The sequence below is a fragment of the Candidatus Magnetominusculus dajiuhuensis genome, assembly GCF_046044395.1.
GTDB lineage: Bacteria > Nitrospirota > Thermodesulfovibrionia > Thermodesulfovibrionales > Magnetobacteriaceae > Magnetominusculus > Magnetominusculus dajiuhuensis.
In genome coordinates this window covers 1-26,326 of sequence record NZ_JBJUSG010000041.1, presented here as the reverse complement: position 1 = coordinate 26,326, position 26,326 = coordinate 1, and the positions used below count along the sequence as shown (strand labels likewise).

The window sequence follows — 26,326 nt, the reverse complement described above, 5'->3', positions numbered from 1 at the left end:
AATGAGTACGTAAGTATGAAGACATGCTCTCGCACAAAATGGCCTTTCATTCCGGGTTGCCTTGTCGTCATTCCGGCTTGTCTGGAATCTGTCTTTTCACATCCTCACGCTAAATAAGATTCCGGACAAGCCGGAATGACGGACTATGGGTAAAATTCACTATTCCTTAGTGCGAAAGTTTAGTTAAACATGTCGTGGAGTAGAGAAAAATTGTTTATCGCAAATACATTATTTGCCAACAACGCCAGAGCTGTGATATTATTTATGTATAATGGTTAATTCTGAAAAGGCGAACAGCGGCGGTTGCTGCCCTGCTGAGACTGCCTCCAATAATGCCGGATGCCAGTGCGCTCAAACTTCGCCCCCCGGTGCTGCCGCCCTAAAAACTGTGTTAGACATTAAGAAGGTTTCTGCGACACTATCACGAAACGATAAATGGGGTGCAGTGAAGTGTCGGCTAAGTTCGTTCAGAAATAACTATACTGTTACACCCGGGCTTTACGCCTTGGGTGAGCCGTCTGAGGACTCGGACGTGTTTGTGAGCGCCAGCTATAAGTTGAGCTTCGACAAGTTAAGGAGCGCGCTTGCGGGTATAAACGCATGGGTTTTAGTGCTCGACACAAAGGGCATAAACGTGTGGTGTGCCGCGGGGAAAGGGACTTTCTCCACTGAAGAGTTGATAAATAAAATATCTGATACAAATCTGCCTCTTTGCGTGCGACATAGAAGGCTAATAGTGCCTCAGCTTGGGGCGGTAGGAATAAGCGCGTATAAGGTCATTAAGGCCACGGGGTTCAGAGTCCTGTTTGGACCGGTTTACGCGGCGGATATTGCGGCCTACATCAAAAACGGCTATAAGGCAACGGCACAAATGCGCACCGTGCATTTCCCCTTGGCAGACAGATTGGTACTAACCCCGATGGAGATAATTCCTATGCTCAAGTGGTACCCTGTGTATGCGGCTATTGTGCTGATTTTTTTTGGTGCGCATAGTACGGGGGTCGTCTTTAGAGACGCGTTTTACGGCGGGGCGCCTTTTCTGTTACTCGGTCTTGTGGGCGTTTTGGCCGGGGCGTTTATAACGCCGGTATTTCTGCCGGTGATTCCATTTAGGGCTTTTTCGCTAAAGGGATGGATAGCGGGGCTTTTGGCCATGTTTTTAGTCATGAAATTAATTTCGGCAATGCCGGTCTCTCTTATGGTGTTTGTCTGGTTGTTCTTTCCAGCCGTGAGTTCTTTTGCCGCCCTTCAATTTACCGGTTCTACAACCTTTACAGGGATGTCGGGCGTTAAGAAGGAGCTGAGGTATGCCGTGTTTGCGTATATAATTGCAGGGATGGCATCGTTGGTTTCGTTGATACTCTATAAATCGGGGGTGCTATGATATATTTAGCCGATGTGGCCACACTGCAATTTGACAGCGACAGGTGTACGGGGTGCGGCATGTGTGCTGAGGTTTGCCCGCATGGCGTCTTTATCATCGTAAGTGCGAAGGCCAGTATAACTGACAAGGACAAGTGCATGGAGTGCGGCGCGTGTGAAAACAACTGCGCCTTCGGTGCAATAACAGTAACCTCAGGCGTGGGTTGCGCCTCTGCAATTATCAACGGCATGATAACCGGAGGGGAACCGTCCTGTGGCTGCGGCTCTGACAGTGGCGCTTGTTGTTAAAACATCTAAGGATTAACGGCGTAGGGGGGTAACCCCCCTACAACCCGTAAATCTTACCACGTTTTACAATCGTCTTATGATTTCGTCGGCAACCTCCGATGTCCCTACTGCCGTTGGATCGTTCGGCGTGGGTTTCATGTCGTAGGTAACGTGTTTGCCCTCTTTGATTATGGAGGCGATTGCCGCGTCTATGCGGGCGGCCGCTTCGCGCTCGCCTATATAGTTCAGCATCATGATTGCTGAGAGCATCATTGCCATCGGGTTTACCTTGTTCAGGCCCTTGTACTTTGGAGCGCTGCCGTGTGTGGCCTCAAAGACCGCCATCTCACCGCCTATATTCGCCCCCGGTGCAAGCCCCAGTCCCCCAATCAGCCCAGCCGCCAGGTCTGACACTATGTCGCCATACAAGTTCGGCAGCACCAGCACGTCATACAACTCCGGCTTCTGCACCAACTGCATACACATGTTGTCTATGATTCTGTCTTCATACTCTATGTCGGGATATGACTTCGCAACCGTATTGGCCACCTCTAAAAACAGCCCGTCTGAGTGCTTCATTATATTTGCCTTGTGCACAGAGGTCACCTTTTTTCTGCCGTTTGCCACCGCGTACTCAAAGGCAAAACGCACTATCCTCTCCGTGCCGAATACCGAAATCGGCTTTATGCTGATACCTGAGTCAGAGCGTATGGACTTGTTTGTCTTTGACGCTATGAAATCTATCAATTCAAGCGTCTCTTTCCTGTCCTTTTGAAACTCTATGCCGGCATACAGGTCCTCAGTGTTTTCCCTGACCACGACAAGGTCAACATTCGGATATACGCACCGCGCCCCCGCATATGATTTACAGGGACGAAGGCAGGCATATAAATCAAGCTCCTGGCGCAGCGTTACGTTTACACTCCGAAACCCTGTTCCCACAGGGGTTGTTACCGGCCCTTTAAGCGCTATTTTATTCTTCTTTATGCTGTCTATAACGCGCGCGGGAAGAGGCACGCCCTCGGCCTCAAACACGTCTGTGCCCGCGTGCTGAACGTCCCAATTCACCTTAACGCCCGCCCCGGCAATAACCCTCACCACCGCGTCGGTTATCTCCGGCCCTACACCGTCGCCCGGTATCAATGTTATATCATGAACTGTCATAGGCTTATCCTCAGTAATTCCCTTGCTTCATCGGGATGGCTTGCGAGTAATCGCAGCTCGTCGTCGGTCAGTGGTTTTTGCGTGTGGAGATTGGCGTACTGTACCAGTTCAAGGATTTCTCTGGCCTCGTAGTCGCTATTGAAATGAACCCCAAGGCCGTCATACACGTGCCTGAACCCTGTTATGCCGCCGTATGCCCCTGTGGTTATCACCCTGCCGGTCTGCAGGAGGTCAGGCTCTCCCCTGCCCACCTCCTCATAGTCGTAGAGTTCATAGTTGCGGCGGTCTTTGAGTGTCCCGTCGGCGTGTATCCCCGATTCGTGGGCAAAGGCATTCGCCCCCACTCCGGGCTGGTTTATTGCGATTGGAAGCCCGAAGGCGTAGGAGGCATACCGCGCTATCCTCCATGATTTTTTTAGGTCAACATTGTCGCTTGTGATCTCTTTTTTAATGAAATACGGGGAAAACTTCAGCGCCAGAAGTATTGACACAAGGTCGGCGTTGCCCGCCCGCTCACCGTAACCGTTTACCGTCGTGTTGATGTATGTGTCTATACCGCACTCTATTGCGCCGCGCGCCCCGGCTATGGATATCGCCTCGGCCATTCCAAGGTCGTTATGGCAGTGCATCTCTATAGGGAATTTCGTCTTCTCAGATAGGGTCTTAATCTTCTCGTACATGGAAATCGGGTCTTCACTGCCAAGCGTATCGCAGTACCGAAACCGCGAGGCGCCGTTTTCTTTGCCAGCAATAATAAACTCCTCCAGCTTATCAAGATCAGTGCGTGAGGCGTCTTCGGCGTTCACACCCACGGTATCCGCCCCTGCGTCTTTGGCCGCACGCAGGGCCTTTACCATCCCATCAATGACGTCCTTAAACGTCTTTCTGCCCTGAAACTTGCCCTGTATCAGGATATCGGACGTGGAGGCTGAGATGTTCAAATGTCTCATCTTAGGACAATTCTTAAATGTAGTCTCAATGTCTTCAACGACCGCCCTGCACCAGCCCTCAAGATGGATTTGCTTCATAATGCCTTTCTCAAACAGTTTCAGATTAGCATTGATGTAACCAACCTCATGCTTAAGTGTCGGAAAACCTACCTCGGACTGAAATATCCCCATCTGGTCCAGATAGATATTCAGCATCGTCTTGGACAGCTTTGGGAGGAGTATTCGGGACGTCTGAACGCCGTCACGATTCGTTACGTCAATTATGTGTACGGTATTTGCCATTTCTTAAACCTCTTTCTTCGGAATTTTAGACAGGCAATAAGTGTACTATATTTTTGTTTTTTATATCAAGCGATTTTTGTTATAATCTCATTTTGAGGGTGAGAGGGTGCAAATTATGGAGGATACATCGTAAAAATGGCAAAAAAAACGGCATTAGTCACCGGAATTCTTGGGCAGGACGGGCCATATCTGGCACGTCTGCTGCTTGACAAGGGGTACAAGGTCTATGGGCTTATCCGCCGGTACTCCAATCCCAACTTCGGTAACACCGACTATCTGGGCGTTACAAACGATGTGGAATTTGTTACCGGCGATATGACCGACGAAAAATCCCTTATGACTATCTTTAAACTCATCACCCCGGATGAGGTATACAATCTTGCCGCCCAATCCTTTGTGGGCGTATCGTGGGAACAGCCAAAGACCACGACTGAGATTAACTCCCTCGGCGTCCTCTACCTGCTTAACGCAATGCGCAGCTTTGCCCCAAACGCCAGGCTCTTTCAGGCCTCAACCGGCGACCTCTTCGGCAACAACAACATAAACGGCATTCAAAACGAGGATGTCCCGTTTAAGCCTCGCTCCCCATACGCCGTTTCCAAGCTCTACGCCTACTGGATGACGGTAAATTTTCGCGAGAGCTACGGCATGTTCTGCTGCAACGGGCTACTGTTTAATCACGAATCCCCAATCCGGGGGCAGGAGTTCGTCACCCGAAAGATTTCCTCAGGCGCGGTTAAAATAAAGCTCGGCCTTGCCGATGAGTTAATACTTGGAAACATTGACGGCAGGCGCGACTGGGGATTCGCCGGGGATTATGTGGAGGCAATGTGGCTCATGCTCCAGCACGAAAGGCCGGACGACTATGTTATCGCAACCGGTGAAATCCACTCCATACGCGAGTTTCTTGATACCGCGTTCAGGCGTCTCGGCATAAACGACTGGGGGCGTTATGTCAGGTTTGATTCGAAATTCAGCCGCCCCACAGAGGTATACACGCTATGGGGAAATTCTGAGAAGGCAAATAAAACCCTCGGATGGTACCCTAAGGCCAGGTTCGAGGCCATCGTCCACATGATGGTTGACGCCGACTTGGAAAGGCTGTCTGCATGACAAGATACCTGTCAGGATTGAGGCGCGTGATGGCCACCCTTAGATACAAGGGTATTCGCTATGCCTATAACTACCTGCATTACCACATATTTTGGTTTGCGCGCCATCCACTTATCATAAAGCTGTTATATCTTTTGGACGGCTATCCGCAGTATCTGGAGATTGAGGTGACCACACGGTGCAACCTGCGGTGCGTTCAGTGTGAGCATACGTACTGGTCAGAGCCTGCCATTGACATGTCATTCGATAATTTCAGGCACATAATTGACCAGTTTCCACGCCTTAAGTGGATAGGCCTGACGGGCATCGGCGAGAGTTTCATGCACAGGGATTTCTTTAACATGCTTGAGTATGTCAAGAAAAAACGCGCAATCGTGGAGCTGTTTGATACGTTTTATTTTATTGACGGCAAAGCCGCCAGAAGGCTTATAGAAATAAATATCGAAAACTTTTTCGTCTCACTCGATGCGGCAACGAAGCAGACATATGAGGCGCTGCGTGTCGGTTCAGATTGGAACAGGGTCACAGAAAACGTAAGGCAATTTTTCAGGATTAAAAAAGAGATGGGGGCGTTTTTCCCTGAGATGAACTTCCACTATATAATCAACAAACTCAACTGCGGCGAGGTTGCCAGATACGTAGAGCTTGTATCTGAGCTTGCCCATGGTGAGGACGTTACCATATTCTTTTCTCAGATGCTTCACAGATACAAGGAAACGGACGGCCTTTATACGGCAGTCCCCGAACAGACCATAGCCGCGGCGATTGAGGCGGGTAAAAAACACGGGGTAAAGATAACATGGAATCTCGACGTGCCCACTGACAAGCCACCTATGAAAAACTGTATTGAGTGGACGATGCCGTTTATATTCGCAACGGGGGACGTAATCCCCTGCTGTGCCGGAAATGAGGCAAACCGGCGGGATTTCCAGCGCGAGACCTCCCTTGGAAATATTTTTAGTCAGGACTTCAGAGAAATCTGGAGGGGGCGGCGTTATAAGAATCTTAAAACGATGCTCAAATCGGGGCAGTGTCCGCCCCCCTGCGGCAACTGCTGTATTTACAAGTCCCGGACAGAGGTCTGACACAATGCGTGTGCTTGTTGTGTCCCCCCGGATGTACGTCTACGGCGGTGCTGAACTAGTCATAGTTGAGCTTTTAAACTACCTGTCAGAAAATAAGATAGAACACGCCCTGCTGACCACCGGAGTCCTTCCCGAAATAGAAGGGAATTTGATAAAAAAAGACACAGAAATCATAACCCTGCCGTTTGAGGCATTAGACGACTGGCGTGATTTGCTGAAAAATATGTGGCTCCTAAGCAGGGGAGTACGCCGCCACGCAGAGAGGTTTGACGTGATAAATCTGCACAACTGCCCTGCCGAACTTGCGGCATTCAGCATTTCTAAGCCCGCCGTGTGGCTTTGCAACGAACCGCCGGAGGTGTTCTTAGGTGGCGGCACGGCAGGGGAATCCGCGCCTAAGAGATTAGTGAAGGCCATGTTTTATGACTTTGATAAGTTTATCGTCAGGCGGTTTGTGAGAAACGTCGTAGTGGCGGACGAGTTCAATGCCGGGCGCTTTAAGTCGTTGTATGGTCTTACCCCTCAGGTAATCCCATACGGGATAAACTACGGGTTTTTCTCCAACCCACCTGAGACGATACCAGTAAATCAAGGCCGGTTTATAGTCCTTCAGTCCGGCATGTTTAACCCATATAAGAATCAACTTGAATCAGTGAAGGCGGTGAATTTATTGAGGGATAAAATCCCCGGCATATCATTGGTATTGGTGGGATTTCAGGGCGGGGCATATTTTGAAAGCGTAAAAAAATATATTAACGACCACGCCCTCAACGAAATAGTACAACTGCCAGGGCATGTAAACAGGGAACAACTCAGGGAACTGTACTACGCCGCCGACGTGCTCCTTCATCCGGTAAAATCCCAGGGCGGCTGGCTGTCACCGTTTGAGGCACTCGCGGCTGAAACCCCTGTTGTCGTATCGCCCGAAATGACCGCGGCCCCTGTGATAAAATCCGAGGGCATCGGCACAGTAACCGAAGACTACGCGGGAGCGCTCATGGATGTGTATCTCAACCGCCCAGGACATAAACAAATCGCAACGCGTGGAAGACTGTTTGTAAAAGACAACTTGACGTGGGATAATTTTTGCGGCAAAATGGTCATGGCCTTTGAGGCGGCACTGATAAAATACCGCGGCTGATGGGCAGGGGATACCCGTCCGGTTATTACTAACTGAATAGGACATTTCTACTTTGCTGTGACACCCCGGATTTCAATCTTGACTTTTACTGCCTGAGAGTGTTAGTTTTCTATGCTATGGCAAAGGATTTTAAAGATACATTAAATCTTCCCGATACGAACTTCCCTATGAAGGCGAATCTTGCCCTAAGGGAGCTGGATTTCCTGGCCTTCTGGCAGGAGGTGGATATACGCGCGAAGATGGAAGAGAAAAACAAGGACAACACTCCATATTGTCTTCACGACGGCCCGCCCTATGCAAACGGGCACATCCATATTGGGCACGCCCTCAACAAGATACTCAAGGACATAATCGTTAAATTCCACGCCATGAGCGGGCGTTACTCGCCGTACGTACCGGGCTGGGACTGCCACGGCCTTCCCATTGAACATCAGGCAGATAAGGAGCTGGGGGCAAAAAAACTCACCGTCTCAATAATCGAAAAACGCGCCCACTGCCGCTCCTACGCGCAACGGTTCATAGACATTCAGAGGGATGAGTTCATTCGCCTTGGCGTATTCGGCAACTGGTCTAACCCATATATCACGATGGACTACGATTACGAGGCCGACATCGTGGCGGAATTTTTTAAAATCGCACAAGCCGGTTACGTTTACAGGGGAAAGAAGCCCGTCCACTGGTGTCCGACATGTGTTACCGCCCTTGCCGAGGCCGAAGTGGAATACGCGGATAAGACTTCACCTTCGGTATATGTTAAATTCAAACTGGATGCTGATAGCGTTATTAGGTTATTTGGAGAGAAGCAGGGTAGGGACGTTTTTATTGTAATATGGACGACGACCCCGTGGACGTTGCCCGCGAATCTTGCCCTTGCCGTGCATCCTGATGTTGACTATGCGGTTGTTGGCGCTGAAGGGGTATCATACATAGTTGCCGCGCCGCTTCTTGAGAAACTTGTGGACATAGGACTTGGCGGTACAATAGTTAAACAAGTAAAAGGCAACGCACTTGAAGGACTTAAGGCTCACCACCCGTTTATTGACAGGCTGTCGCAGGTAGTTTTGGGAGATTTTGTCACAATAGAGGATGGAACTGGAGTTGTACATATTGCCCCCGGACACGGCGAAGATGACTATCGCACGGGAATAAAATATGGCCTTGATATATATGTCCCTGTTGACGACAGAGGCAAGTTTACCGCCTCCGCGGCAGATAATCTCGCAGGGAAATTCGTGTTTGATGCAAATGCTGAAATTATTGAAATATTGCGAGATAACGGTGCCCTTATTGAGCAGCATACAATCACCCATTCCTACCCGCACTGCTGGCGATGTAAGAAGCCCGTCATATTTCGCGCCACTGAGCAGTGGTTTATCTCAATGGAACACCGCGAACTAAAGAAACGCGCTGTTGAGGAGATAGAAAAAGTCCAGTGGGTTCCCTCTTGGGGAAAGGACAGGATTTATGGCATGGTGAAAAACCGTCCCGACTGGTGCATATCAAGGCAGCGCTCATGGGGTGTGCCGATTGCCCTATTATTATGTAAGGACTGTGGCGAGGCGGTAATAGACAATGGCGTGTTCGATAGGACTGTGGCGCGGTTCAGGGAAGATGGCTCTGACGTGTGGTTTATGCTTGAGCCGGGCGAGCTTCTCCCTGATGGTTATAAATGTAAAAAATGCGGCGGCGGCACATTTATTAAAGAGACTGACATTCTGGATGTGTGGTTCGATTCGGGCGTAAGTCAGGCCGCGGTGCTTGAGCGACGAGCTAATCTCACATGGCCGGCGGATATGTACCTCGAAGGCAGCGACCAGCACAGGGGCTGGTTTCAAAGCTCGCTGCTTACATCAATGGCCACACGCGGCGCTGCACCGTTTAGAACTGTCCTCACTCACGGCTTTGTCGTTGACGGCAGGGCAAAAAAAATGTCCAAATCCCTGGGCAACGTCATTGCCCCGGAAGACATTATAAAACAAAGCGGCGCGGAGATTCTAAGACTGTGGGTCGCCTCTGAGGATTACAAATACGACATCAGAATATCAAAGGAAATCCTCCAGCGCCTGACCGAGGCATACAGAAAGATTCGCAACACATGCCGATTCCTGCTTGGAAACATCAACGGACTTGAGCATGGCTATCACCCCGGAGCATCACTTACGGAGCTTGACCGATGGGCGATGAGCAGTCTGCACCGCATGATTAATAATGTCACGGCGTCGTACCAGCGTTTTGATTTTCACGAGGTCTTTCACATCCTTTACAACTTTTGCATAGTGGATATGAGTTCGTTCTATCTGGATATTATAAAAGACAGGGTTTATACCGCTGCAAAACAATCGGCAGAAAGGAAGGCCGCGCAGTGGACGATGAAGCAAATACTTCTAAGTATCACAGGGCTGATGTCGCCGATTCTCTCGTTTACCGCCGAGGAGGTCTGGCAGTCTTTGAAACTGAATAAAGTGGTTGACGAAGAGAGCGTTTTTCTAAGCGCGTTTCCCGCCGCCGATGCCCAATTTGTTGATGACGAGCTGGACAACCGCATACGCACATTTATGAAAATCAGGGCAGTGGTGAACAAGGCGCTTGAATTAAAGCGGCAGGAGAAATTTATTGGCAACGCACTTGAGGCCAATGTGGCACTGTTCGCCGGTGAAGCGCAGTACGATGTTTTAAAGGGTTACGAGTCAGAGCTGCCCACGCTGTTAATCGTATCACAGGCCGCGCTCCAGCCTTTGAGCGCCTTGACCGGCGAACTCAGGCAGCAGTCCCACACGGAGGATACACTGCCGGAGCTGTTTATTGTTGTCAGTAGGGCAGGGGGCGAAAAATGCGGACGCTGCTGGAATTTCAGCACCACCGTTGGAAGTTTTACCGACGAACCGGAAGTTTGCGATAGATGTTACCATGTGTTAAGGCAAATGGAGCAGACGTGAGCGTCAACCCGTCGGCTAAGCTATATTTTCTCATCTCATTTTTTGTCTTTGTGGCCGACCAGATTACGAAATATCTTATAGAGCAAAAACTCGCCCTCTATGGCTCTATCCCCGCCACGACGTATCTGAACATCGTGAACTGGCGAAACAAGGGTTCGGCCTTCGGGTTGTTTCAAAGCTGGGGAAACAAGCCGTTTATCATACTGTCCGCGGCGGTGCTGGTAATAATAGCCTGCCTTCTGATATTCGGCACTAAGGACATGTTCGCGCTGTCACTAATATTGGGCGGGGCCGCGGGCAACATGACCGGCAGGATAATGACAGGCTCAGTGGTGGATTTCCTCGACTTCTATTACGGTAAATATCACTGGCCGGCGTTTAACGTGGCAGACATGGCCCTGACATGCGGCATAGGGCTGATGATTATCAGCCACTTCAGAAGGGGTTGACGGCCAAAGTTCGGCTGCCCAAAGTTTGGCTACCCGCGGCTTTATTAAAAAAAGTCTCCTACCGGGCCGGGCCGATAATGCCCTCAATCTTCTCAAAATCAGCGCCGAGCACATAGGTACCGTTTATGATTAGATATGGCGTGGCCGAGGCACCAAGTTTAACCCCCAATTCCTTATGTTCTTTGAGGGTTTTCTCGATTTGTTCATCTTTACAAACGGGTGTTTTTTCTTTGTCGTACCGGCCGTTCATAACGTCTATAAAGGCCTGCGGACTGTTCTTAGAGCAGAGAATAAATCTGGCCTTATCCATAGCGTCCGGGTGAATTTGCACTGATGGAGTTAAAAACACGTATCGCGTAACATCCTGCCTTTTACTCATATAAGCGGAAAGCCTCCTGCTGAAAGGACAGTCAGGGTCTTCGAATTCGATTACGGTGTTTTTGCCCATGCCAATACGAATGGCGTTGTCGGTAGGGATTGTCCCCGAATGCTGCGGTTTTACCGGCTGTTCAGCGCCCGTTAAGGCCGACAACAGGACAATCGCCGCCGCAAAAATATATACAACAAACTTTCTATACATCGCTACAACCCCTCCATCAGAGACATATTTTAATAGACGCAATTAAACATCGCAACAGGTACAATATACAAACAATATCATATTAGTCAATTTTTTTATAAAATTCCTTCCAGGCGAAATACCCTGTTGCGGCAACGGCTATAACTGCCTGCAAGGAGACAAGCACATAACGCAGCGCGAAAATCCCGCCTTTTGAAATGGACAAAAACATCTTTATCCCCATCACATGAAGCACTACTCCGAGAGGAAGCATCAAAAAAAACGCGGCAAGTCCGCCAATAAACCCCGTCAGCAGGCCATACCAGACAACCATTACGACTCTTTTCCGGACGCTCGTTCCCACAGGAAGACTATAATATTTCACGGCAGAGAATGTCAAATGCCCCCGGCGACACGGGGATTAATGGTACGCCTGGAGGGACTCGAACCCCCAACCTACTGCTTAGAAGGCAGTTGCTCTATCCTGCTGAGCTACAGGCGCTCCAACCTGAATATTAACATACGGAGGGCAGTGTCGGCAAGCTCAAATTATGCTATAATCTTAGTGGCTATGAACCTTGGACTGCAGACTTGGGGAAGTGAAGGCGACATTCGGCCATTTATAGCGCTGGCAGCCGGTCTGGTTCAGGCCGGACATCAGGTTACCCTGGTGGTGGCCGATAACGCAGGCCGTGATTACAGCGGTTTTGCGCGGCGTTATGGTTTTACTCTTCATACTGTGTCCAATCCACTCAGCGCAGAACCGGTTGAGATTGATGCCGTATGGAGGGCACTTATTTCGGCTGGCAATCCGCTGAAGCAGCTCAGGATGATATTGAAATATGGTTTCGATCCAGTCATGGAGGAAATGTACACCGCCGCCCGCCGCCTGTGCGTTGGAAAGGATCTGGTAATAGGGCATTTCCTCGTATTTCCCCTTCGTGTGGCCGCGGAGATGGCCGGTGTACCTGTGGTCACAGTCAGCACCGTTTATAACTGTATCCCATCCCCGGCAGTTTGCCCTTCGGGATTTCCAGATATTGGAAGATGGTCTTATCCGTTGGCATGGAAAATTGCGGGGATGATATTAAACCGCGTATTTTTGCCACGGGTAAATGCCCTGCGCATTCGTGAAGGGTTATCGCCTGACAAGGATGTGATGGCAGACACATGGGCAGCAGAAAAGCTCAACCTGATTGCTGTCAGTAGGCGTATCTGTCAGCGGCCTGCCGATTGGGATGGCCATCATCAGGTATGCGGCTTTTTAAATCTGCCCGGTGAATCAAAATTTGAAGAGCTGCCCGAGGGCCTTGAGGCATTTCTTGCGTCAGGCCCGGCTCCGATATACATAACCTTTGGCAGTATGATGCCGGATAGTCTGCCATACATACGGGAAACTATCTCTCTTGTGGCAGCGGCTATAAAACTCGTCGGCTGCCGTGCCATCCTCCAAATCTCATGGAGTGACCTGTCGCTTTTTGAAACTGACCCCCTGATATTTAAGGTGGTACGTACGGCACATAGCAAGGTATTTCCATTGTGCCGCGCAATTGTCCATCACGGAGGTGCCGGTACAACCCAATCCAGTCTGCTTGTCGGCAAGCCATCTGTGGTAGTTGCACATATAGCGGACCAGCGTTTCTGGGGCGCAGAGCTGAGCCGCCTCGGTGTTGCCGGAGTGACGTTGACGCGTAAAACCCTATCAGCAAAAAAATTGGCAAGGGAAATCAATAATGTGCTTAATGACACGGCCATGGCTAAAAGGGCAATCTCAATAGGGCAAGAATTATCAAGGGAAGACGGGGTCAGAGAAGCCGTGCGCCTGATAGAGAAAATATTCCCCAAAAATGCTTACACCGGATTACTTTGACTTGACACGAATTAAATATCAGCTTGATTCTACCAGCCATGTTTTGTTAGAATCAGCGTCGGGGCTAAATGACTATGGATACGCCAGATACTCAGACAACAGACATGATGGACGGGGCTGCCAACTCCCCGCGTAAGGTTCTTGTTACGGGAAGTTCGCGTGGTATCGGGGCTGCCATAGCCGCCGCGTTTGCCAGAAGCGGCGCTGATGTGGCCATTAATTTCAGCAAACAAGGCGGACGCTCTGAGGAACACGCTAAAAAACTCGCCGCTGAAATCGAGTCAATGGGCCGAAAGGCCGCGCTCGTCCCCGGCGACATCTCACAGAAGGAGTCGGTTAAGAAACTGTTTTCAGATGCGGCCACCAGCCTCGACGGCCTTGATGTGCTTATCTTAAACGCGGCAAGGGCACCCTTTAAACCCATCGAAAGGCTGCTTGAGCGGGAACTCCGCTTATTGGTAGATACAAACTACATCGGCAATATCTTCTGTGTCCAGGAGGCCCTGCCGCTGTTGGAACGTACAAAGGGGCACGATAAACACATCATATTCATTTCCAGCCTCGGCAGCCGCTTTTATAACCCGGCCTACCCGCTTGGAAGCATGAAGGCCGCCATGGAGTCAGTCGTAAGGGATTTGTCAGAGACACTGTTCAAACGTGGGATTACCGTAAACGCGGTCTCAGGCGGACTTGTCAGGACGGACTCATTTAAAGTCCTTCGCCAGTTCATTGACGGGGTTGACAGAATCCCTGAGGAGCTGTTCGTTACACCGCAGGAGATAGCAGACGTGGTGTTGTTTCTGTGCTGCCCATCCAGCCGCGGTATCAGGGGACAGACCATAGTGGTTGACCGGGGGCTTAGTAATTCCCTGCACCGAAATGCTTAAATATTAATCAATACATAAGGAGAAAAGACACATGAGACAGACGCTTATCAGCGACGACAAAGTGATTGAGGAATTAAAAAAGGCAGCGGCAGAGACACTGGCAATAGACGTGGCAACAATAAAGGCCGACAGCTCGCTCGTAAAAGACCTCGGTGCCGAATCCCTCGATTTCCTTGATATAAACTACAGGGTTGAGCAGACTTTTGCGATAAAGATGGCACGCCACTTCATCATCGAACACATAGAAGAAATGTTTGGTGAAGGCACCGCCCTTGACGCCGACGGGCGGTTGACTGAAAAGGCCGTCAATCTGATGCGGATTCGCCTCGACACCGCGGTGGAAGGCTCCGCCCTGGAGGCCCTTAAGCCAGGCATGGACATGGACGCCCTTCCCGCCATGATAACTATTCGTTCAATGGCCGGAAGTATTATGGATATACTGGACACCCTGCCCGAAAATTGCACTGAGTGCGGCAAGTCGGCCTGGAAAACCGAAAACGGCACGCGCATAGTGTGCGGGGCCTGCGGGGCGGAGGCGGCTTATAAAAACGGCGACGACCTGATAAAAGAATGGCTCCAAAAGACACAAGATGAGCACAAGATAATATAATCAAATGGCGGCGAGGGTTGTAATAACGGGCTACGGCATGGTGTCCCCCTTGGGACAAAACGCCCATGAGAGTTTTGATAAGGCCAGCGAGGGCACCTCTGGCATCAGCATGATTGAGTCGTTTGACACAACGGGGATGCCCTGCCGTATCGGTGGGGAAATTAAAAGAGAACCCTCTTTGGATATACTTGAAAAGACCCTGCCCTCAAACAGCAAAATAGACATCAGGCGCATTGAAAAGTATACCACACGCCCTATTAAATTTATGATAGAGGCAACTGTCGAGGCCACAAGACAGGCAGGCCTGCACGGCAATCTCTCAATCCCCCCCAAAAGAATGGGTGTTGCGCTGGGTTTTCACGGGGAAAACCCCTCAGTCAGCGATATGATGTTTGTCCACAAGTTTTATAAGGGCGGCAACAAGCCCCCCACATGGGATATGGCGGCACTCGGCAACGCTGGCGGCTACCCGTATTTTAGTTTCTTTCGAAGAAAATCCGACGTGGCAACCGCCCTGATGGGCGGGATATTTGACTGTAAAGGGCCTAATATTTCCATAGCGAGCGCCTGTTCAGCCGGTGCGCAGGCCATCGGAGAGGCCGCTCTCATAATACGCGACGGCGCCGCCGACATAATGATAGCCGGAGGATGTGAATCGGCCCTGAACTTTATGGGATTCGTTGGCTTCGTCCTGATAAAGGCGATGTCAGAGAAATATACCGCGCCTCAGAAGGCGTCAAGACCGTTTGACAGAAAACGAAATGGTTTCGTGATGTCGGAAGGGGCAGGTGTGGTAGTCCTCGAAGGGCTTGAACACGCCAAAAGACGCGGTGCCCCAATCTTCGCTGAACTACTTGGCTACGGCTCAAGCGCCGACGCCTATCGCATAACCGACCCACACCCCAAAGGCGAGGGCGCTATACTGGCAATGCGCGCAGCCCTCAAAGACGCCTCGTTGAGCGCCGCCGACATAGATTATATAAACGCCCATGGCACCTCGACTGTTATGAACGACCAGACAGAAACAGAGGCCATAAAACAGATTTTTGGCCAGCGGGCCGCCTTAATCCCCGTAAGCTCAAATAAATCCATGATAGGACACACCATCGCCGCGGCCGGCGCAATCGAATGCGTCCTCAGCACGATAGGGATTAATAAATCCATCATCCTGCCCACAATTAACTACGAAAACCCCGACCCAAAGTGCAACCTTAACTACGTCCCAAATGAGGCCATTGATTGCCATCACAAGAGGGTGCTTTCAAACTCCTTCGGCTTCGGCGGCCAAAACGCCTGTCTGGCCATAGGAAAATACGAGGGATAAATGTTATAATCCCTCTCAGGTGACAGTGCTAAACAAAGGCAAAGAAACGGTAAAAATCATGGTTGTTGAAGATAGCACAACGCAGGCCGTGCTGCTGAGGCGTATGCTGAAAGGCCATAATTATGATGTAATAACCGCGGATAACGGCTTAAACGGTTACATGAAGGCAGAAGAAATCGTCCCATCCCTTATTATCAGCGACGTAAACATGCCGGTTATGAATGGTTACCAGATGTGTGAGAAAATAAAAGCCACTGAAGAGCTTAGACATATTCCCATAATACTGCTTACCGAGTTGGGGAATCCGGAGGATATAATATATGGCCTTGAGTGTGGGGCAGATAATTTTATTATAAAACCATATACCGATGCGTCGTTGCTTTCACGAATTGATTATCTACTGGCAACTTCAAGGATAAGAAAGAGTGACGGTGCCGGAGTTGGAATAGAATTGCGTCTGGGCGCCAGGACATATACTATTAACTCGGAAAAGCGCCAGATATTAAACCTTTTAGTCTCCACATACGAAAAAACGCTCGAACAGAACCGCAAGCTCAAAGAACAGGAACAGGAGTTAAGAACCCTTAACTCAGACCTTGAACAACGCATATCTGAGCAGACGAGGAAGGGGATAGAGAAAGAGCAGTTGTTGATTCAGCAATCGAAGATGGCAGAGGTGGGAAGCATGATAAACGCCATTGCCCACCAGTGGAGGCAGCCCCTGAACGTTATATCCTTAATGGCCCAGGAAATAGACGAGGCATACAAGTTCGGAGAGCTGAACAAGGACTACTTAATTGAAGCCAAAAACACTATTCTAAGCCACGTTGATTTCATGACTAAAACTGTAGACGATTTCTGCCGGTTCCTACGGCCATCAAAAGAGAAAATAGTATTTGACGTAAAGAAATCCATCGGGGAGATGGTTCTGATGTTTGCGCCATATTTCCTAAAAAACGGCATATCGCTTAACATGGACTTCATTGACGAAGACATAAGCGCCACGGGCTATCCCAATGAATTCAAACAAGTCATCCTCAATCTTATTAATAACTCCAGAGACGCGATACTCTCAAGGTGCGGCGAGACTAAACAGTCGGCTCCTGGCAGAATAGATATTGGTATCACAAAGGAAGACGAAAAAATTAAGGTCTTCGTGTCTGACAACGGCGGGGGTATCCCCGAAGATATAATTGACAGGATATTCGAGCCGTATTTTACAACGAAAGAACCGGACAAAGGTACAGGCCTCGGCCTGTATATGTCGAAAACAATAATAGAAAATAGTATGGGCTGGAAACTTAAGGCGGCAAACATCGCCGGAGGCGCCGGGTTTATCATAGAAATATGACCCTATTTTATTGTTGACATTTACTATCATTAGGGTATATTATATATACGTTCAGAAGGCAGCAAATGAATAAAGTTAAGAATCAAGAGGAGGTCGAATGATAACAAAAAACATGAAGAGTTTTATGAACATGGCAAGTACGTTTGTGGAAAAGAACAAGAGTGGATGGGACCATGAGGCATGGCTCGGCTTCATCTCCGATGTGCAGAAAAACGGCATGGAAATGTGTGACGATACAAAGGCGTGTGCCGGTGCGGTTTTAGAGGCTATGCAGAAATATTCCAAAACCGCGATGGGCGTAAGCGGTATGGCAAGTAAGATGGCTGACGTAACCGACCTGACAGTAAAGTTCCTGAAAGACACTAAGGGTGTCTGGAGCCATCCAGAGTGGGAAGCGTACATTAAGTCTATGCAGGAGAAAGGCATGAAGGTGAGCGAGGAGGCGAAGGCCTATCTCGGTTCATTGTTAGAGGCGTCAAAGCAGTTAGCGTCCTCAACCAGTATGCGCTAGGACATATCTAAGGATTAAAGACGAAGGGGGGTAACCCCCCTTCACCCCGTAATGCCGCCGTTGTTTTATCTATCGCCAGGACGGGGGATTATCCCCCGTTGGTGGCAGCAGTACTCCGGCTATACGATTGTGAGGGACTTGGTATGGAAAATATTAGTGTTATGCTCAGGGGCCGGGTGGCCATCGCGGCGTTTGTGTTTCTGGCAGGAATCTATGCGTCAACCGGTTGCCCGGAGGCCGGTGTTTGTTCAGGCAATGTTGGCAGGCCATTTTCTTTTATCGTCTTTGGCGACAGCCGGGACAATGTGTCAGGCGTAAGCCCCGTTTTGACAAGACTCGTCCAAACAATGGCGGCTCATGTTGACGGAGATAAGCCCGCCCCATCATTCGCGGTATTTATGGGAGACGCGGCCACCACAGGTGGACCTGGCAATCTCAAACTGTGGGATAATATCACAAGCGGCCTCTCGACAAAAATCCCCGTTCTTTTTGTCAAAGGCAATCATGACATCTACGGTGGTTCATCAAATGGTTTTTCTCTTGACGGCGACTTTCAGGAGTTCCAGAAAGAGAGGTTAGACAAAGGCGTAAACATTAATAGCCGCTGCGTACAAAGGCTCCCCGGCAACTCCGGTTATTCGGCCTTTTCTTTTATATGGGACGGTTCGCTTTTCGTTATCCTTGATACATATGATATGCCAATGCCTGATCATCAGTACAACGGATGGGTGAGTTCGCGGCAGCGTGATATGCTTGGCAGAGAGCTTGATAATACCACGCCGCGGCATAAATTCGTATTTTATCATACGCCAGCCTTCGACAACGCCGTTCACAACAATATCGGTAAATCAGAATACATGGGCTCATGGAGCGCCGACTTTATGGACATGTGGAAGGTAATAGACAAAAATGCCGTAGATATAGTTTTCTCCGGCCACAGCCACTATTATGCCCGCAGGAAAATAGACTCCACTGTCAATTCGGGCTGGAGTAAAAACGGCGTCCTGCAGGTTATATCAGGCGGGGCGGGAGCACCCTTTAACGACCCGCAAAGCTGCATGGGCAGTTTCTGCTTCAAGTACGACAATCCCCCTGAAATCAGTAAAATATACCACTTTATCATCGTAACAGTAACCGCAGAGAAAGTGTCCTATAAACTCTACGATGTTAATGATAAGCAAATTGAGGAGTATGTTATATCAAAAAATTAACATATATCATAAATTAACAAGTGTGGTATATCATAAAGACGCAAGCGCTGGATGTGTCTTGGAAATCGTCGTGTATACATTTAAGGAGAGAGGAATAAGGCTATGAATTTAAGTGCGATATGGCTGCATGTGCATCTGATAGTAAATCATATACCTATGTTGTGGGCGGTGTTTGCCTTTGCTTTGTACTACTATGGGACGATAAAGAAAAATGGCGACATACAGAAGGCGGCCCTGTTGGGTTTTGTGGCCACAACAGCCATAACGTGGCTTGTGTTTCGGTCTGGAGAAAATGCCGCGGGGTATGTGGCCGGGCTGCCATTGCTGTCATTGGATTACCTCTATGAGCATGAGCAATGGGCACAGAAGACGCTGTGGGCATTATACGCCGCCGGGGCAATTGCCACACTCGGAGTGGTTAAGATGTGGCTGAAAAGACAGCTTCACGGGGTATTTTTTATCTTTTTTTCAATCGTGGCCGTTGCGGCTATAGCGATGTCGGCGATTACGTCAGATATTGGCGCAAAGGTAGCCAATCCCGGAGTCAGGCCAGGCTCCACGTTAATTAAGTCGCCTAAGTATAATGAATACAAAGAAAAGAGGAAAAAAAGCGGTACGCTCCGGTCGGATAAAACCCCTGTTAGCAATGAATCGGCCACTAAACCCGCCGTTGCGACAAAACCCGTACCTGTCTCTGATAATGTGACATTGGAAGAAGAAAAATAGTTTCCGGGATTGGCGACCACCGGAGATAAGAATATACCTAAGGCGGGGGGCTTGTTTAATCGCATCCTTTCCTGAGAATTGCTTTCCATAAGATATCCCATCCAAGGTATTTACCATTTCTTGTGATGGGTTTTGCGTTATTGTTTTTAATAATTGTTATTACATCGTCTTTATAGAGAAGTGTAAAATCACCTTTATGTGCCTCAATCGAACTCCTATAGTTCCGATAAAAAGCCCCAAATTTGGTGTAAAGCGCAGGGTCAAGCAAATACCGGCTCTTTGTTCCCTCGGTTATAACAAAATACCCGACACCTTCGGGATGAGCACCTATGCTCCATGTATGCTGACGGTTTGCCATAAATGTCTCAAACATATCGGCTACAGAAAAAGCTATGGAGGCATTTTGAGGCACATACAAATTGATATTGCTGACTACATCATTTAAAAGCCACGTCCGCCCTGTTTTGGTTACCAGATGTTCTAAATTAAGAGACTCTGAACCAATCTCCTGATGATAACCAAAGAACTTATGGCTTACCTGCCATGGATACATTGTTGGGCCAAAGAAACTGAACGTGAACACGCTTATGAAAAATACAATTGCTATATTTTTTGATAAATAAGAGGGTTCTGATTTTCTTATATCTGTCAGGGCCTTTAACGACGCCATATAAATCGGCACAAATACAAGATAGTTCCTGTGGGAGCCCCAATTGTAGAAGCGTATCAGATTTAGAGCTATACCAACCAATGACATCAGCAGGAGTATGATTACCTCAATATTCCATTCTTTATTTTTTCGCAATGAAATTATTGGAATAAAACATAGGATAACTAATAAAAGCAACATATACTCAACGTAAAAAACCAAACCATTCTTAACAAAGGACAGCAGATAATCTCCCAACGAAGAATATCCTAAAATAAACTGCATAGTGCCCGATGATATAGTGGCCGAACTTCCATCATCAATAAATCCAACACAGGTAGCATATCGTGCAACTATCACTCCCCATTTTGCTATAAGCAAACCTGTTAAGAAAGCTACCAGCCCAGCCTTTCTCTCCTTAAGAAGAAAAAAAATAATTATCCCTACAAACATTATATAATAGGATTCAGGTGTATTTATAAGGGCAAAGACTACGCTTAAAAAATAAAACCAGCCCCAACGTCTGTCTATTATCGTTAAAAATATGTATGGTAATATAGCAAGACCAACTAAATCAAAATAGCCTTTATTGAACAAGGATACTTGTGTGTGGGGTAATATCATATAACCTATTGCGCCCATAAGGGCAATAGCTTTTGAGCCTCCTGTTTTTCTCACATAAATATAAACACCGGGACATCCAATAATATAAACTACGATTAAGATGTCATAAATATGCATAGGGGGATATGGGTAGATTGCATAAAGCGGAGAGAGTAACAGTAGTGGGGTAATGTACAATCTCATAAGAAAGATTGAGGCATAATTCGTACCATACGGCGGCATAGCCCATGATATTTCCGGCCCTATTCCCCTTGCGACATTACTAGTTACCTGAACAAAAAAGTTTGCATCGCCGTAATTATATACCTCCATATAAGGATTTTGAAACAAGACAATGAAAAACCAGCATAATGACAATACAATGAATAATAATAGAAACAGAAAGCCATCTTTTTCGACGAAATCATAAGTTTTATTCGCAAATCTTTTAACGCGAGTATTCTTACTACAATATTTATCCCAAATAAAGTAAAAACCGATAAAAGTCAGTACGAAACCCAGGTACAGAATTACCATTCTTAATGAAACAACCCCATCTTCGAACAAACGCATGTTGCACGTTATCAAATTTGTTCGGCCTTTGTCAAGACATACGCAGCCAATGTCGTACGCAGCCCAAACCGTTGTGCATACTTATGGGGTATTGGGCAACATTTTCCTATACGGAAAAATATGCCGTTTTTTTGACGCCGCTTCCTGTGTTCAATCCCTAAAATCAGCGTATTTTCAACCCTCGTCACCACAATCATTGCCAACCGTGTGCTGGCATAGTAATTGCAACATAACATCAAATTCATAAAGAGGCATTGGAGGTACTGGAATATGAGAGTTAAAAATTTGACAGTGGTGTTTGTGGTTGGTATCGTGGTTGCGCTGGTGGTCTTTTCTGTATTCAGGGGGATGGAGTTCAGCGTCCTTTTCAACGCCGACGCGTTGATTATCGTCGTTGGTGGAACAATTATTGGAATGCTGTTAGGATTTCCTCTTGAGAGGCTAAACAAGACGCTTAAAGACATCGTTAAATCTTTTAAAGACCACACCACAAAGGAATCCCTCATAGAGGAGATACTCCATATTGCGCGAATAAACAGGAACTCTGGAATCAGGGCGCTTGAGAGGGGCCTTGATGAGATCGGAGATGATTTCCTGAAGTTCGGCGCTAATCTCATTGTTAACAACTATAATGAAAAAACTATCAGGGAGATAATGGAAAGAGAGATGGCCTCCCGGATAATAAACCAGAGTTTCAGCCAAAACGTATTGAAAACGCTTGCCCGTCTGATGCCGTCGCTTGGCCTTGCGGGGACGGTTGTAAGCCTGATAAAGATGTTTAAGGATTTTAGTTCCGTAGAAACACTTGCTCCTCTTATGGCGGTAGCCCTGATGTCAACGTTTTATGGCGTGGTGCTGGCCAATCTTGCAGCCCTTCCGCTTTGCGCCAAACTCAAGGAAGGCTCCATCAGATCAGGCTCACTGATGATAATCGCAATTGAAGGCATTTCGGCCATATCCAATATGGAACACCCGCTGAAGATTGAAGAGCGCCTCACAGGATATGAGCAAACCAGTGACGCGTCCTTGTTAACCATGTCTCACAAGGCATTTTCAGGACGTAATTATAAGACAGTACCGGCAGGCGGCAGCATAAGATAATGAACGATTCCTATAAGAAAATAGTCGAGCAGTTCGCCGCCGAAGGTGAGGACAATCTGTGGCTCATTACGATGACCGATTTGATGTCTCTGCTTCTGGTGTGCTTTCTGATGTTTTTTGTTATATCGAAAAGGCATGAGAAATTGGCCGAAAAGGCCCGGCAGCAGCAACCCGTGGCAGAGTGCCAGATTATTGACAAGGAACAGACACCCAAAGCCACCAGTGCACCGGACGTCAGCATAGTGATGGCAGGCGCTGTGGCACCGGACAATCTTACTACGGCTGAAATGACAAAAAGCGCGCCAGAGATGACGGCCTCAGCGGTAGATGTGGTGCCAGAGCCACAGAGCATCAACGGGGAAACGGCCATCAAAGCCACCAGCGCACCGGAGGTTGCCAACCAACCGGTGGCAGACGACGTAAAGATGGCGGCCGGGGATTCTGCCCCTGAGCTTGACGCGGTTATCAGGGCACAAAAGCTCGAAAACGATGTCACCGTTGCCCGTGCAGGTGAAGGCATTGTCATAACGATGAGGGAGAAGGTATCATTTGTACCGGGTAGTGCCGTGATTTTAAAAAATACCACACCCGTATTAGATAAGGTTGCACAGCTCATAAAGCGCCATCCTTCATACGCCGTAGAGATAGACGGCCATACGGACAACTCACCAATACATTCGCCGCTCTTTCCATCAAACTGGGAACTCTCATCCGCGAGGGCAATGAGTGTATTGCAGTATCTTATAAATGTAAAGGGTGTTGACCCTTCGGGGTTTTCAGTTAGAGGCAATGGTGACAGCCGTCCGATAGTGCCAAACGACAGTCCGCAGCATATGGCACAGAACAGACGTGTCGAAATCAGGATTAAAGAAAAATCAATATAATCTAAAATAGGAGGTTTCACGATTATGGCAGTATGTATCGAAAAAATAACGTCAAAATCTATTCTAACGAAAAGTGGTATTGATGGGCTTGACTACTGTGTAAACCCGTACATGGGGTGTATGCACGGGTGCCTGTATTGCTATGCGATGTTTATGAAGAAATACACCGGCCACGGCGAGGACTGGGGTTCTTTTGTGGACATAAAGACCAATGCCGCGGCAGTGCTGAGAAAGCAGCTCCAGAGTGCCAAACGTGGCAGTGTCATTGTAAGTTCTGTCACAGACCCGTACCAGCCGGTTGAGGCTCGTTACAAGGTAACAAGACAGTGCCTTGAGGCCCTGCTTGAGTATCAGTATCCGGTTGAAATATTGACGAAGTCGCCGCTCATCCTGCGCGATATTGACCTTTTAAGCCGCTTTGATGACGTCGAGGTGGGGATAAGCATAACCACAGAAAATGACAGGATAAGACGGGCGTTTGAGCCGAGGACTGCCCCGATTGCCGTTCGTATCAGGACGCTGAGGGCACTGCGCGAAAAAGGAATTAAGACATATGTTTTTATAGGCCCTGTGCTTCCTATGGAACCAGAGGAGCTTGCGGCAAAGATTGGGCCATATACAGATTACGTCCTGATAGACAGGATGAACTATACGTCAAAGACGATGAAGGTCTACAGGGATTTAAGGTTAACGCAGTGGCTTGAAAAGGGATTTACAGATGATGTCATACAGAGGCTAAAAGACGCCCTGGGCACAAAGGCCGTAGAAGTCAGAGGGGCAAGGGCGGCAAGCACAAGCCGCTGCGCCTAAGTCCTCTTCCTCATCCCACCAGCAGGATTCCCGCAAAAGCGGGAATCCTCATTTCGTTGTCATCAGATTTAAAAGAGCGTACCGTTGCGTAATTTTTTTTGCTGTGATATAGTAAATTCATGGAGGACAATATATGAGTGAAACGATTACAGAAACAGCCCTCGCGACTGCCGTTACAAACCCTGATATTGAGCATATCAACGAAATGCTGAAAGACCTGTCGCCTGAGACTATCGCCGCGGTAGTCGCTTTTATAGCTTATCAGGCAGACAGAGAACGCCGGCATAAAATATTTGTTGAGGAAACGCTTGCCGCTGCAGAAAGAGTAGAAAGAGGCGAATATTTGACATTTAATACCGCTGATGACCTTGTGGACGCTATTGTTAACTTCGCGGATGATGATGACGATTAAAACCGATAAACCTTTCATAAAAAAAGCGAACAAATATTTTAAAAAAGACCCGGCACTTAAAAAGGCATATCTTGAATTCGCTAACAAAATTCTCAATAACCCCTTTGACCCTTCACTTAAATCGCACAAATTATCAGGAAATCTCAAGGATAGATACGCCTGCTCATTAACGCATGACATCCGAATCACATTTAAACTATCAGATGACACCGTATATCTCCTGAATATAGGCACCCACGACGTAGTCTATTAGTAGTAAGTGTTAGTTTAGCGGGCATGCGCGTCGGCGAAGGCCGCTCACAGACGAGCGGGGCTTATCAAGAAAAAAATGACTTGACCTAATCGCGGCAGCCTGTAGGGTTATTGGTATTGCTGACAAGGTTGAGATAGCACAGGCGCAAAGCTGGTGTCAAGGCCATTGACAAGATTTTTTTAATGTGATAGGGTAAAGACACCACGTTAAAGGAGGCAGGTATGGGAGAATTAACTAACGAAGAGAGAGACACAATCCTTATTTCTATGAACAAATCGGTAAAGGGTTTGACTGAGAGCATGGCAGAGTTTAAGAAAGAGTTAGCCGAACTGCGACACGACGTTGACAAAAAGCCCGACAGAGAAGAGATAGGCTTGATAGTTGACGATTGTCTGACACGAAAGACTTTTAAATTAAGCGAGACTAAAAGAAAAGCCTCATAAACATACCCGACCCGACTGTCAGCCTGCCTTCGGAGCAGCCACGCCTCACGGTTAGTGAACAGTCGGGCGATAAAAAAACCATTTAAAGCTATAAAACCACTATTAAGGTCAGTGGGCAACCCCCAAGTAAACTACGGCTACTAAATCACAGTCAAGCTGGGCTTGTCAAGAAAAAAATAATAGACTATAATGTCGGGCATGAAGTGTGTATTGATAATGTTAATTTTAATGATGACACCAACTATGCTTGAGGCAAGTGGTAGGACTAAAGGAGATGACGACCTTATAAACTTAATAATCGGCACAATTGTTTTTATAGTCATTCCTTTGTTGTATGGGAAATTAAAAGCCTGGTTAAAAACACCGCCACCAACTAACACTAATATTCCACAACCAAAGCCAGTATCACAACCGGCAATAGTACGGCAACCGGCGTGTCAAGCAAAGCCTCCATTATCAACACTGCCATCCCCCGCACCGCCCACAGTCTGGCGGCAATGCCCGAACTGCAAAATAACTATTAAATACACCGATACTTGCCGTTGCGGCGACGAAAGTGCCGGATACATCTATATCCTAACGAATAAGGCGATGCCGGACTATCTGAAGATAGGCTACACACAGAGAAACCCAAAAGATAGAGCATGGGAAATGTACGAGGGTTCAACCGGCGTACCACACCCTTTTGACGTAGCATACGAGAGAAGGACGACTTCTGTAGTTAAAGTGTAAGCGTCTAAATAACTACACCCGTTGATTTCCCTGCGAGGGCATCCCTA

At 48.0% G+C, this 26,326-nt stretch carries 27 protein-coding genes and 1 tRNA gene; 22 read left to right on the top strand and 6 right to left on the bottom strand.

The window, feature by feature from the left end:
- The first annotated feature begins 271 nt into the window (after positions 1–271).
- Together hgcA and hgcB are read left to right on the top strand one after the other, a co-directional pair.
- Positions 272–1,384, top strand: a complete 1,113-nt coding sequence (hgcA, locus tag AB7D94_RS07555; RefSeq protein ID WP_420265158.1) for a mercury methylation corrinoid protein HgcA — start codon at positions 272–274, stop codon at positions 1,382–1,384.
- On the top strand, positions 1,381–1,671 hold the full coding sequence (hgcB, locus tag AB7D94_RS07550; protein WP_420265157.1) for a mercury methylation ferredoxin HgcB: 291 nt from the start codon (positions 1,381–1,383) through the stop codon (positions 1,669–1,671). Before hgcA ends, hgcB begins: the two co-directional genes overlap by 4 nt.
- Before the next feature lie 63 nt (positions 1,672–1,734).
- On the opposite strand, the gene AB7D94_RS07545 is transcribed toward hgcB, so the two are convergent.
- Together AB7D94_RS07545 and AB7D94_RS07540 are read right to left on the bottom strand one after the other, a co-directional pair.
- Entirely contained in the window at positions 1,735–2,814 is a 1,080-nt protein-coding gene (locus AB7D94_RS07545; protein ID WP_420265156.1) for an isocitrate/isopropylmalate dehydrogenase family protein, read from the bottom strand.
- Positions 2,811–4,046, bottom strand: a complete 1,236-nt coding sequence (locus AB7D94_RS07540; RefSeq protein WP_420265155.1) for a homocitrate synthase/isopropylmalate synthase family protein — start codon at positions 4,044–4,046, stop codon at positions 2,811–2,813. The genes AB7D94_RS07545 and AB7D94_RS07540 overlap by 4 nt, the downstream gene beginning before the upstream one ends.
- A 135-nt stretch (positions 4,047–4,181) precedes the next feature.
- Between AB7D94_RS07540 and AB7D94_RS07535 the strand changes: the two genes are divergently transcribed.
- From AB7D94_RS07535 to lspA, 5 genes are all read left to right on the top strand, one after another.
- Positions 4,182–5,159: a GDP-mannose 4,6-dehydratase gene (locus AB7D94_RS07535; protein WP_420265154.1), complete on the top strand. Its 978-nt coding sequence runs from the start codon at positions 4,182–4,184 to the stop codon at positions 5,157–5,159.
- The gene (locus AB7D94_RS07530; protein ID WP_420265153.1) at positions 5,156–6,244 is read left to right on the top strand and encodes a radical SAM/SPASM domain-containing protein; all 1,089 of its coding nucleotides are present in this window, start codon (positions 5,156–5,158) and stop codon (positions 6,242–6,244) included. Before AB7D94_RS07535 ends, AB7D94_RS07530 begins: the two co-directional genes overlap by 4 nt.
- 4 nt (positions 6,245–6,248) lie before the next feature.
- Positions 6,249–7,385, top strand: a complete 1,137-nt coding sequence (locus AB7D94_RS07525; protein ID WP_420265152.1) for a glycosyltransferase family 4 protein — start codon at positions 6,249–6,251, stop codon at positions 7,383–7,385.
- Between the two features lie 98 nt (positions 7,386–7,483).
- Complete coding sequence (gene ileS / locus AB7D94_RS07520; RefSeq protein WP_420265151.1) at positions 7,484–10,321, top strand: isoleucine--tRNA ligase; 2,838 nt, start codon at positions 7,484–7,486, stop codon at positions 10,319–10,321.
- Complete coding sequence (gene lspA / locus AB7D94_RS07515; RefSeq protein WP_420265150.1) at positions 10,285–10,770, top strand: signal peptidase II; 486 nt, start codon at positions 10,285–10,287, stop codon at positions 10,768–10,770. Before ileS ends, lspA begins: the two co-directional genes overlap by 37 nt.
- A gap of 58 nt (positions 10,771–10,828) precedes the next feature.
- On the opposite strand, the gene AB7D94_RS07510 is transcribed toward lspA, so the two are convergent.
- From AB7D94_RS07510 to AB7D94_RS07500, 3 genes are all read right to left on the bottom strand, one after another.
- Positions 10,829–11,350 (bottom strand): thioredoxin fold domain-containing protein, encoded by a 522-nt coding sequence (locus AB7D94_RS07510; RefSeq protein WP_420265148.1) that lies wholly within the window; start codon positions 11,348–11,350, stop codon positions 10,829–10,831.
- An 82-nt stretch (positions 11,351–11,432) separates the two neighbouring features.
- A complete protein-coding gene (locus tag AB7D94_RS07505) occupies positions 11,433–11,663 on the bottom strand; it encodes a hypothetical protein (RefSeq protein WP_420265146.1) in 231 nt (76 codons plus the stop codon).
- A gap of 91 nt (positions 11,664–11,754) precedes the next feature.
- Positions 11,755–11,831 (bottom strand) — tRNA-Arg (locus tag AB7D94_RS07500).
- 30 nt (positions 11,832–11,861) lie between these two features.
- On the opposite strand from AB7D94_RS07500, the gene AB7D94_RS07495 reads away from it, so the two are divergent.
- From AB7D94_RS07495 to AB7D94_RS07460, 8 genes are all read left to right on the top strand, one after another.
- Complete coding sequence (locus tag AB7D94_RS07495) at positions 11,862–13,199, top strand: glycosyltransferase (protein ID WP_420265145.1); 1,338 nt, start codon at positions 11,862–11,864, stop codon at positions 13,197–13,199.
- 74 nt (positions 13,200–13,273) lie between these two features.
- Complete coding sequence (locus AB7D94_RS07490; protein WP_420265144.1) at positions 13,274–14,086, top strand: SDR family oxidoreductase; 813 nt, start codon at positions 13,274–13,276, stop codon at positions 14,084–14,086.
- A 31-nt stretch (positions 14,087–14,117) separates the two neighbouring features.
- Positions 14,118–14,696 (top strand): phosphopantetheine-binding protein, encoded by a 579-nt coding sequence (locus AB7D94_RS07485; RefSeq protein ID WP_420265143.1) that lies wholly within the window; start codon positions 14,118–14,120, stop codon positions 14,694–14,696.
- A 4-nt stretch (positions 14,697–14,700) separates the two neighbouring features.
- Complete coding sequence (locus AB7D94_RS07480) at positions 14,701–16,020, top strand: beta-ketoacyl-[acyl-carrier-protein] synthase family protein (protein ID WP_420265141.1); 1,320 nt, start codon at positions 14,701–14,703, stop codon at positions 16,018–16,020.
- 25 nt (positions 16,021–16,045) lie between these two features.
- Entirely contained in the window at positions 16,046–17,371 is a 1,326-nt protein-coding gene (locus AB7D94_RS07475) for a hybrid sensor histidine kinase/response regulator (protein WP_420265140.1), read from the top strand.
- A gap of 97 nt (positions 17,372–17,468) precedes the next feature.
- Positions 17,469–17,882, top strand: coding sequence for a hypothetical protein (locus tag AB7D94_RS07470; protein WP_420265139.1), 414 nt, complete (start codon positions 17,469–17,471; stop codon positions 17,880–17,882).
- A 143-nt stretch (positions 17,883–18,025) separates the two neighbouring features.
- Positions 18,026–19,093, top strand: coding sequence for a metallophosphoesterase family protein (locus tag AB7D94_RS07465; protein WP_420265138.1), 1,068 nt, complete (start codon positions 18,026–18,028; stop codon positions 19,091–19,093).
- A 102-nt stretch (positions 19,094–19,195) separates the two neighbouring features.
- Positions 19,196–19,819: a hypothetical protein gene (locus AB7D94_RS07460; protein WP_420265137.1), complete on the top strand. Its 624-nt coding sequence runs from the start codon at positions 19,196–19,198 to the stop codon at positions 19,817–19,819.
- A 55-nt stretch (positions 19,820–19,874) separates the two neighbouring features.
- On the opposite strand, the gene AB7D94_RS07455 is transcribed toward AB7D94_RS07460, so the two are convergent.
- Positions 19,875–21,644 (bottom strand): hypothetical protein, encoded by a 1,770-nt coding sequence (locus tag AB7D94_RS07455; protein ID WP_420265136.1) that lies wholly within the window; start codon positions 21,642–21,644, stop codon positions 19,875–19,877.
- Positions 21,645–21,914: 270 nt separating this feature from the next.
- Between AB7D94_RS07455 and AB7D94_RS07450 the strand changes: the two genes are divergently transcribed.
- The 7 genes from AB7D94_RS07450 to AB7D94_RS07420 all read left to right on the top strand — a co-directional run bounded on the left by AB7D94_RS07450 (position 21,915) and on the right by AB7D94_RS07420 (position 26,279).
- Positions 21,915–22,745: a motility protein A gene (locus tag AB7D94_RS07450; protein WP_420265135.1), complete on the top strand. Its 831-nt coding sequence runs from the start codon at positions 21,915–21,917 to the stop codon at positions 22,743–22,745.
- Positions 22,745–23,629 (top strand): OmpA family protein, encoded by an 885-nt coding sequence (locus AB7D94_RS07445; RefSeq protein ID WP_420265133.1) that lies wholly within the window; start codon positions 22,745–22,747, stop codon positions 23,627–23,629. Before AB7D94_RS07450 ends, AB7D94_RS07445 begins: the two co-directional genes overlap by 1 nt.
- A gap of 24 nt (positions 23,630–23,653) precedes the next feature.
- The gene (locus AB7D94_RS07440; RefSeq protein ID WP_420265132.1) at positions 23,654–24,439 is read left to right on the top strand and encodes an SPL family radical SAM protein; all 786 of its coding nucleotides are present in this window, start codon (positions 23,654–23,656) and stop codon (positions 24,437–24,439) included.
- Between the two features lie 133 nt (positions 24,440–24,572).
- A complete protein-coding gene (locus AB7D94_RS07435) occupies positions 24,573–24,851 on the top strand; it encodes a hypothetical protein (protein ID WP_420265131.1) in 279 nt (92 codons plus the stop codon).
- Positions 24,802–25,104 carry a type II toxin-antitoxin system RelE/ParE family toxin gene (locus AB7D94_RS07430; protein ID WP_420265130.1) on the top strand — a complete coding sequence of 101 codons (303 nt, stop codon included), beginning with the start codon at positions 24,802–24,804 and terminating at the stop codon, positions 25,102–25,104. The genes AB7D94_RS07435 and AB7D94_RS07430 overlap by 50 nt, the downstream gene beginning before the upstream one ends.
- A 221-nt stretch (positions 25,105–25,325) precedes the next feature.
- On the top strand, positions 25,326–25,547 hold the full coding sequence (locus tag AB7D94_RS07425; protein ID WP_420265129.1) for a hypothetical protein: 222 nt from the start codon (positions 25,326–25,328) through the stop codon (positions 25,545–25,547).
- Between the two features lie 462 nt (positions 25,548–26,009).
- Complete coding sequence (locus AB7D94_RS07420; protein ID WP_420265159.1) at positions 26,010–26,279, top strand: GIY-YIG nuclease family protein; 270 nt, start codon at positions 26,010–26,012, stop codon at positions 26,277–26,279.
- Positions 26,280–26,326 lie beyond the last annotated feature (47 nt).

Bases quoted from the DNA above. Each gene is read 5' to 3' on its own strand.
- AB7D94_RS07525 (WP_420265152.1), top strand. From the start codon at position 6,249: ATGCGTGTGCTTGTTGTGTCCCCCCGGATGTACGTCTACGGCGGTGCT.
- AB7D94_RS07430 (WP_420265130.1), top strand. From the start codon at position 24,802: ATGACCTTGTGGACGCTATTGTTAACTTCGCGGATGATGATGACGATT.
- hgcA (WP_420265158.1), top strand. From the start codon at position 272: ATGGTTAATTCTGAAAAGGCGAACAGCGGCGGTTGCTGCCCTGCTGAG.
- AB7D94_RS07470 (WP_420265139.1), top strand. From the start codon at position 17,469: ATGATAACAAAAAACATGAAGAGTTTTATGAACATGGCAAGTACGTTT.
- AB7D94_RS07545 (WP_420265156.1), bottom strand. From the start codon at position 2,814: ATGACAGTTCATGATATAACATTGATACCGGGCGACGGTGTAGGGCCG.
- lspA (WP_420265150.1), top strand. From the start codon at position 10,285: ATGTTACCATGTGTTAAGGCAAATGGAGCAGACGTGAGCGTCAACCCG.
- AB7D94_RS07530 (WP_420265153.1), top strand. From the start codon at position 5,156: ATGACAAGATACCTGTCAGGATTGAGGCGCGTGATGGCCACCCTTAGA.
- AB7D94_RS07435 (WP_420265131.1), top strand. From the start codon at position 24,573: ATGAGTGAAACGATTACAGAAACAGCCCTCGCGACTGCCGTTACAAAC.
- AB7D94_RS07510 (WP_420265148.1), bottom strand. From the start codon at position 11,350: ATGTATAGAAAGTTTGTTGTATATATTTTTGCGGCGGCGATTGTCCTG.
- AB7D94_RS07455 (WP_420265136.1), bottom strand. From the start codon at position 21,644: ATGCGTTTGTTCGAAGATGGGGTTGTTTCATTAAGAATGGTAATTCTG.
- AB7D94_RS07540 (WP_420265155.1), bottom strand. From the start codon at position 4,046: ATGGCAAATACCGTACACATAATTGACGTAACGAATCGTGACGGCGTT.
- AB7D94_RS07450 (WP_420265135.1), top strand. From the start codon at position 21,915: ATGAGAGTTAAAAATTTGACAGTGGTGTTTGTGGTTGGTATCGTGGTT.
- AB7D94_RS07485 (WP_420265143.1), top strand. From the start codon at position 14,118: ATGAGACAGACGCTTATCAGCGACGACAAAGTGATTGAGGAATTAAAA.
- AB7D94_RS07460 (WP_420265137.1), top strand. From the start codon at position 19,196: ATGAATTTAAGTGCGATATGGCTGCATGTGCATCTGATAGTAAATCAT.
- hgcB (WP_420265157.1), top strand. From the start codon at position 1,381: ATGATATATTTAGCCGATGTGGCCACACTGCAATTTGACAGCGACAGG.
- AB7D94_RS07465 (WP_420265138.1), top strand. From the start codon at position 18,026: ATGGAAAATATTAGTGTTATGCTCAGGGGCCGGGTGGCCATCGCGGCG.
- AB7D94_RS07425 (WP_420265129.1), top strand. From the start codon at position 25,326: ATGGGAGAATTAACTAACGAAGAGAGAGACACAATCCTTATTTCTATG.
- AB7D94_RS07445 (WP_420265133.1), top strand. From the start codon at position 22,745: ATGAACGATTCCTATAAGAAAATAGTCGAGCAGTTCGCCGCCGAAGGT.
- AB7D94_RS07480 (WP_420265141.1), top strand. From the start codon at position 14,701: ATGGCGGCGAGGGTTGTAATAACGGGCTACGGCATGGTGTCCCCCTTG.
- AB7D94_RS07490 (WP_420265144.1), top strand. From the start codon at position 13,274: ATGGATACGCCAGATACTCAGACAACAGACATGATGGACGGGGCTGCC.
- AB7D94_RS07535 (WP_420265154.1), top strand. From the start codon at position 4,182: ATGGCAAAAAAAACGGCATTAGTCACCGGAATTCTTGGGCAGGACGGG.
- AB7D94_RS07505 (WP_420265146.1), bottom strand. From the start codon at position 11,663: ATGGTTGTCTGGTATGGCCTGCTGACGGGGTTTATTGGCGGACTTGCC.
- AB7D94_RS07440 (WP_420265132.1), top strand. From the start codon at position 23,654: ATGGCAGTATGTATCGAAAAAATAACGTCAAAATCTATTCTAACGAAA.